This is a genomic window from Acidiplasma sp., from assembly GCF_038728925.1.
In the GTDB taxonomy this organism is placed as follows: Archaea; Thermoplasmatota; Thermoplasmata; order Thermoplasmatales; family Thermoplasmataceae; genus Acidiplasma; species Acidiplasma aeolicum.
The window spans coordinates 1-6268 of sequence record NZ_JAVYSZ010000032.1; the positions used below are offsets into that span (position 1 = coordinate 1).

At 34.7% G+C, this 6268-nt stretch carries 4 protein-coding genes and 1 pseudogene; 3 read left to right on the forward strand and 2 right to left on the reverse strand.

What is annotated here, in order from left to right:
* Both QXW15_RS07730 and QXW15_RS07735 read right to left on the reverse strand, forming a co-directional pair.
* Window positions 1–431: pseudogene (locus QXW15_RS07730) on the reverse strand (APC family permease); the annotation flags it as partial.
* A 153-nt stretch (window positions 432–584) separates the two neighbouring features.
* On the reverse strand, window positions 585–2015 hold the full coding sequence (locus QXW15_RS07735) for a gamma-glutamyltransferase family protein (RefSeq protein WP_055040954.1): 1431 nt from the start codon (window positions 2013–2015) through the stop codon (window positions 585–587).
* 311 nt (window positions 2016–2326) lie between these two features.
* On the opposite strand from QXW15_RS07735, the gene QXW15_RS07740 reads away from it, so the two are divergent.
* The 3 genes from QXW15_RS07740 to QXW15_RS07750 all read left to right on the forward strand — a co-directional run.
* The gene (locus QXW15_RS07740) at window positions 2327–3949 is read left to right on the forward strand and encodes an APC family permease (RefSeq protein ID WP_054963986.1); all 1623 of its coding nucleotides are present in this window, start codon (window positions 2327–2329) and stop codon (window positions 3947–3949) included.
* Between the two features lie 72 nt (window positions 3950–4021).
* Entirely contained in the window at window positions 4022–5245 is a 1224-nt protein-coding gene (locus QXW15_RS07745) for a DEAD/DEAH box helicase (RefSeq protein WP_287950163.1), read from the forward strand.
* A 166-nt stretch (window positions 5246–5411) separates the two neighbouring features.
* Window positions 5412–6268, forward strand: an 857-nt coding sequence (locus QXW15_RS07750; protein WP_342790298.1) for an EamA family transporter, incomplete at its 3' end; no start/stop codon positions are given.

The window sequence follows — 6268 nt, forward strand, 5'->3', positions numbered from 1 at the left end:
TATGTAAACAAAAATGATATAAGTGCGGCCACAAAGGCTATTGGCACCCAGAAGAGTGCACCCGAATATTTCGGGTCTATTAAGGTAATAAATGATGCAAGGCCAAGAAAGCCAAAACTACCATATCCCAAAATTCCATAAAATGCCATGTTCCATGCCTGAAAAGTACCAACAATGCCACCAAGCCCCTTCCCCGCAAATGTATAATAAGAACCGGCAGAGTTTACATGCTTCGAAAACTGGTATCCTGTATTCATTATAAATAAATATCCAATTACCCCAAGGAATAATGATAATGGGGTTGCACCCAGGGCAAATTCAACAACACCAACCAGCAAATATGCAGCATCCGCAGCAACTGAGAGAGTCCCCATTGCCTGCCATATAAGCCTGAAACTGGATACATAATTTCTCTTGAGTCCGTATTCCATTATGAAAGTAAATATGTATTATTAATAAATTTTTGTATCTAAATAAAAAAATGTCTATTTATTCCTTTAAAATTTTATGGCAATATTAATCATTGATTATTTATTATATAATTTAAAAAAACAATAATATTAAAAATTATACAACATTAAAATTTATATTATTTCAAAGGCATCACCACGCGGATCAAATCCGGTATGCACGTTTCCATCATATAAAATACCCTGTGCATGCCCCATCATGTCATTTAAATCATTAACCATTTTATATTTTTTTAAATTAAGTGATTTCTCATAAAATATATCAGCATTATTATATATGCTTGCTGGATAGGCAAATCTGGGATGGCTTATTGCATCCTGTATATTATAGTTAAGGTCTATTATTCTGGACAGGACCTGAACATTGATCTGTGGCTGTACGTCACCACCCATTGAACCAAAAATTATGTCAAACTTTCCGGTTGCTATTGTGCTCATTAATGTATGAAATGTTTTTTTATGCGGTTTAAGGGCATTTTTATGGTTTGCATCAAGGGTAAAGTATGATCCACGGTTATTCATGTTTATTCCGGTTCCATGAATCGTATGGCCTGAACCAAAACCCATGAAGTTGCTCTGAATTGCGCTTATCTCTATTTCCCCATCAAATATTGAGAACGCCGTTGTATCTGATAAATGGTTATTCTTGCCATTGAAATTTGTTTTCGGTACATTTGAAAATATACTGTCATCTATAACTGATCCGTCATAAATATACTCTGGCCTGTATTTATATGCATCCATCATGGTTTTTATCAGGGTATCATAGTAATCCTCCTTATTCATAGAATTTAATTCATAGTTATTTAATTGATTAAACCATACTATTTCTGTAAGCCCTTGGCTAACCGGTGGATTGGTATATATTTTAAAGTCCCTGTATTTTACAGTGAGCGGTTCCCTTATTTCCGGACTAAAATTATCAAGGTCGTTGAACCTAATAAGCCCGCCCTTTGATACCATATCATCATTAATCTTTCTGGCTATATCACCATGATAAAAGGAGTCCAGACCATCATTTGCAAGGGTTTCAAGTGTTTTTCCCAGATCCTTTTGATATAAAATATCCCCTGATTTTTTATATATTGAATTGAAATCTGAATCACCATGGGTAAATGAATCTATGGCCTTTTTAAGCTTGTTGCTCTTCTTAAAACCATTTTTTGCATAACCTATTGCCCTTGAAAAATTTTCTTTGAGGGTAAGGTTTGCCTTTTTCTCTATTAATTTCCATGCAGAAACAAGTCCTGGTATTGAAAAGGATGAATATATCCCCCTCTCCGAAATTTTAGAATAACCCTTTGACCTGAAAAAATCGATATCTGCAAGGGCTGCAGCATAACCGCTGGCATTTATGCAGTAATAATTACCATCCTTAACTGTCGCAAAAAAATCACCACCAAGGCCGTTCAGATGTGGTTGAACAACAGTTAATGCAGCACTTGTCGCAAGCAGTGCATCGTAGGCATTTCCACCTTTAGATAGGGCCTCCTCACCTGCAATTGTACTGAGTGGGTGGCTTGACGCCACAGCATATTTTTTCATGAAATATCATTTTTAATTATTATATAATTTTTTGTGCACATAAAAAAGCATATATTTTATACTAAAATTGTTATTATGTTTTTAACTATTATCCATAATAATGATTTTTAAATCTTAAACTTTATTAATATAAATGTATTATAATCCTGATTTAACATTATAATAAATTAATTACATTTTTATGATAATCATTTCAAAAGTATTTTTAAATTTATATTATTACTCATTTTTTCCATCTTATTTAAATTTAATAAATTTTAATTTTTAAATTTTTAGGCAAAAATTTATATTGTTATTCTCATTAGGAAAATATGAACTTGAATGAGGCAGAGAGTATTAAAAGAACAAAAACTGGTCTAAAAAGAGGAATAAATACACATGATGCAATCATGTTCGGCGTTGGCGGGGCGGTTGGCTCCGGCATTTTATTTGCGGCAGCAGGCGGTACAGGTTATGCTGGCCCCGCTGTCATTATTTCATGGATATTAACAGCAGTATTTATAGTTCTGGTAACCCTACCATTTGCCGAATATTCTGCAATGTTTCCAAGGTCCGGAATCAGTGCCAGGATTGCCTATTATTCATATGGGTCATATGGTGGTTTTATTTCCGGATGGGCCCTTTTTATATGGGCAGTTACCATTCCTGCAATAGAGGCAGTGGCAGTGTCTGAATATGCTGCATTTTATGTTCCGCAGCTGTATAATTCGACCACGGGCCTTTTAACCGGATATGGAATACTCTTATCAATACTTTTAATGATTGGCTTTTTATTTTTAAATCTTAAGAGCATAGCACATTTCGCGAAGTTCAATAAGGTCTGGACATGGGTTAAAATAGCCGTGGTTATTGCATTTGTAATAATACTTCCATTATTCATCTTCCATCCATCCAATTTTGTATCTCCAAGCTTCGCACCATCCATTGGCGGTATTTTCATAGCAATACCCGCATCTGGAATACTCTTTTCATTTGGTGGTTACAGGCAGGTAGCAGATATGGCAGGTGAGGTTAAGAATCCGGCAAAAAACATGCCAAAGATTATAGGTCTTGTTCTGTTAATTCAGAGCCTGCTTTACATTGCCATGGCTGTTGTAATAGTTGGAACCGTAAACTGGAAGGGATTTAACAAGCCTATCGGTGACTGGGCCTATGTTGCAGGTAGATCATCACCGCTGGTTGATATAATGCATGGTAATTTAAGCTTTGTAAGTCCTCAGGTTGCTGCACTTTTAGGTGTAATGATTGTGATATTCTTTATTTTTGCAATTATTTCCCCAGGGGGCACACTTGGTGTTTATCTTACCGGTGCAAGCAGAATAATTTTCGGCTTCTCAGAGGAAAATGCAATTCCGAAAATCTTTAGAAAAACTACAAAAAGTGGCGCACCTGTATATGCTCTTGTTTTATCAGTCATTCTGGGCATTATATTTTTGGTTCCACTACCATCATGGTATGAACTTGTCGATTTCGTGGTTGTTGCCGCAGTTGCAAATTTTGCAATTGCATCAATATCATTGCCTGTGCTGAGAAAATTATACCCGGATGTTGAGAGGCCATTTAAAATTCCTTACCCAATGCTCTGGTCATTTTCCGCATTCATCATTGCAACATACCTTATTTACTGGGCAACATATCCAACAACATTATACGCACTTGGCGCAACCCTTGCAGGATCCATAATATTTATTTACCAGGCACATTTAAAGAAATACTCAAATCTTCATCTAAAAAACTCACTATGGATACCATTATACTTAATTGGTTTAATACTATTGTCAAGATACGGTGGTACACCCACAGGAGGAACAAATTTAATACCATATCCATTTGACTATTTGGTTCTGTTCTTTTATGCAATTATATTCTTTTTTATAGGACTAAAATCGGCACCTAAGGATAAAATCATGGAAAGTACAGCACTTGAGGATTAATCCTCAAAAATTTTATTTTATTATAAGAATAAGTATATAAGGAAACTAAGTATATACAATGGAGTGTTTAAATTGTCAAAATTTGAAAATATGAATATTAATAAAGAGATTAAAAGGGCACTAAATGATATGAATTTTATAAATCCCACAGAAATTCAGGATATGGCCATACCACATATAATGTCTGGAGGGGATGTAATTATAAGGTCAAAAACCGGATCTGGAAAGACCGGTGCTTACTTAATTCCAGTGTTAAATTCCATATCCAGCTTAAAGGGCAGGTATGTCAAGGCCCTTATTGTTCTTCCAACCAGGGAGCTTTCATTGCAGACGGCAAAAGTTTTTGAAAAAATGGGAAAATATACTGGATTAAGATATTCAATAATATATGGCGGGGCCCCATATCAGAGGCAGATAGATTCATTGTACCGTGCAGATATTGTAATAGGCACACCCGGAAGAATAATTGACCTGATAAATAAGGGTTACCTTGATATATCCAGAATTAACCACCTCATTCTTGATGAGGCTGATGAGATGCTTGACATGGGTTTTATAGACGATATTAAAACAATAATAGGATACACAAATGATAGGAGGCAGACAATATTGTTATCGGCCACAATGCCGGAAAAGATTAAAATGCTTTCCAGGCAGTTCATGAAAAACCCGGAAAACATATTTGCTGATGAGGATAGAATACCGGAAACAATAAACCATATTTATACCGTATCCAGAAAATGCAATAAATTTTCAATATTAATGTCATATTTAAATGATTATGGTTCAAAAAAATCCATTATCTTTGTCAAAACACAGAAAATGGGTGAAATAATTAACAGGGCCCTTACGCAGGAGGGTTTTAGAAATATTTTACTTCACGGCGGCATGAAACAGAATTACAGGGAAAGATCAATAAATGAGTTTAGAAAAATGGATTCTGGCATACTTGTTACCACAAATATTGCTGCAAGGGGTCTGGATATACCGGGAATTTCAGATGTTATAAACTTCGATGCACCTGACAATATAGAGACATACACACACAGGGTTGGAAGATCAGGCAGAATGGGTAAAAATGGCCGTGCGATGACAATATTTAATGAGGAGGAAAAATACATGATCCATGAAATTCAGGCAAAAAGCAGCATAAATATGGAGCATATAGAGATCAGGCTAAACGAAAAGTATATAAATTCATCATTTAACAAAATAGTTAATGAAAACATAATAAAAAACCATCACAGAACATCAGGGCATGAAAAATCATACAGATACCATGGCAGACGCTGGTAAATATTTATATATAAAATATTTAAAGTTTTAAATTATACTGCCATATTTATCATTAATCAAGTATTATAAAATTAAAATAAATCGATTTTTTACCCCATTCCAGCTTATAAAGTTTTTAATTTCGTGTTAAATATAAATATTAGATAATATTAACTGTGCTGAGATAATGTTTCAGTACATAATATTTCCATTCGCCGCACTTGCAGTATGGACTGCATCAAACACAATCATTAAGGGTTTAACATCAAAAATTAATCCCAATATTGTTTCCATGATAATTGTTGGCTCCGGCATTTTACCAATGCTTATTAGTATTATGATGTCCCCCGCGCACTCATTTTCAATTTTTCTTATTGTAATGTCGGTATTCTCAGGAATTTTTTTAGGACTTGGATATATACTATTTTATAAATCTTTAAGGGGCGCAAACCTTGGAAATGCAGCGGTAACAATAAATGTACAGCAAATAGTTGTAATTCTCTTTGGTTTGAGCATTTTGCGTGAAAAATTAACATCATTAATTCTGCCAGGAATTATACTTATAATTTTTGGATCAATACTTGTCACAGTAACAAGGGGATTTAAGGTCGATAAGGTATTATTAATCGCTGCAGCCGCAAATATAATTTGGGGAATTTATTACATCCCATTAACATTTGCCATAGCATCGGTCCACTCATCGCCTGTGCCACTACTGCTTTCCAGAATTATAGGCTTTTTCTCTGTTTTCATCATATTTAATATAAGGCCAATAATTAATGGCATCAAAATGAAAATTTCTAAAAATAATATTAGAACAGACCACATTGCATTCATGATTATTTTAATATCAATAATAGCAGGCATACTTGATGGTTCAGGCAATGTATTATATGCATTTTCCATTCAATATGGCATACTGGTTATAGCCGGTGCCATTATAGCAATGCTTCCTGTATCCCTTGCATTATCAGGCCGGATTGTTTATCACGAAAAGCTAAGGCTGAGACAGTACACTGGAATTGCTTTATCCGTTCTTGGTGC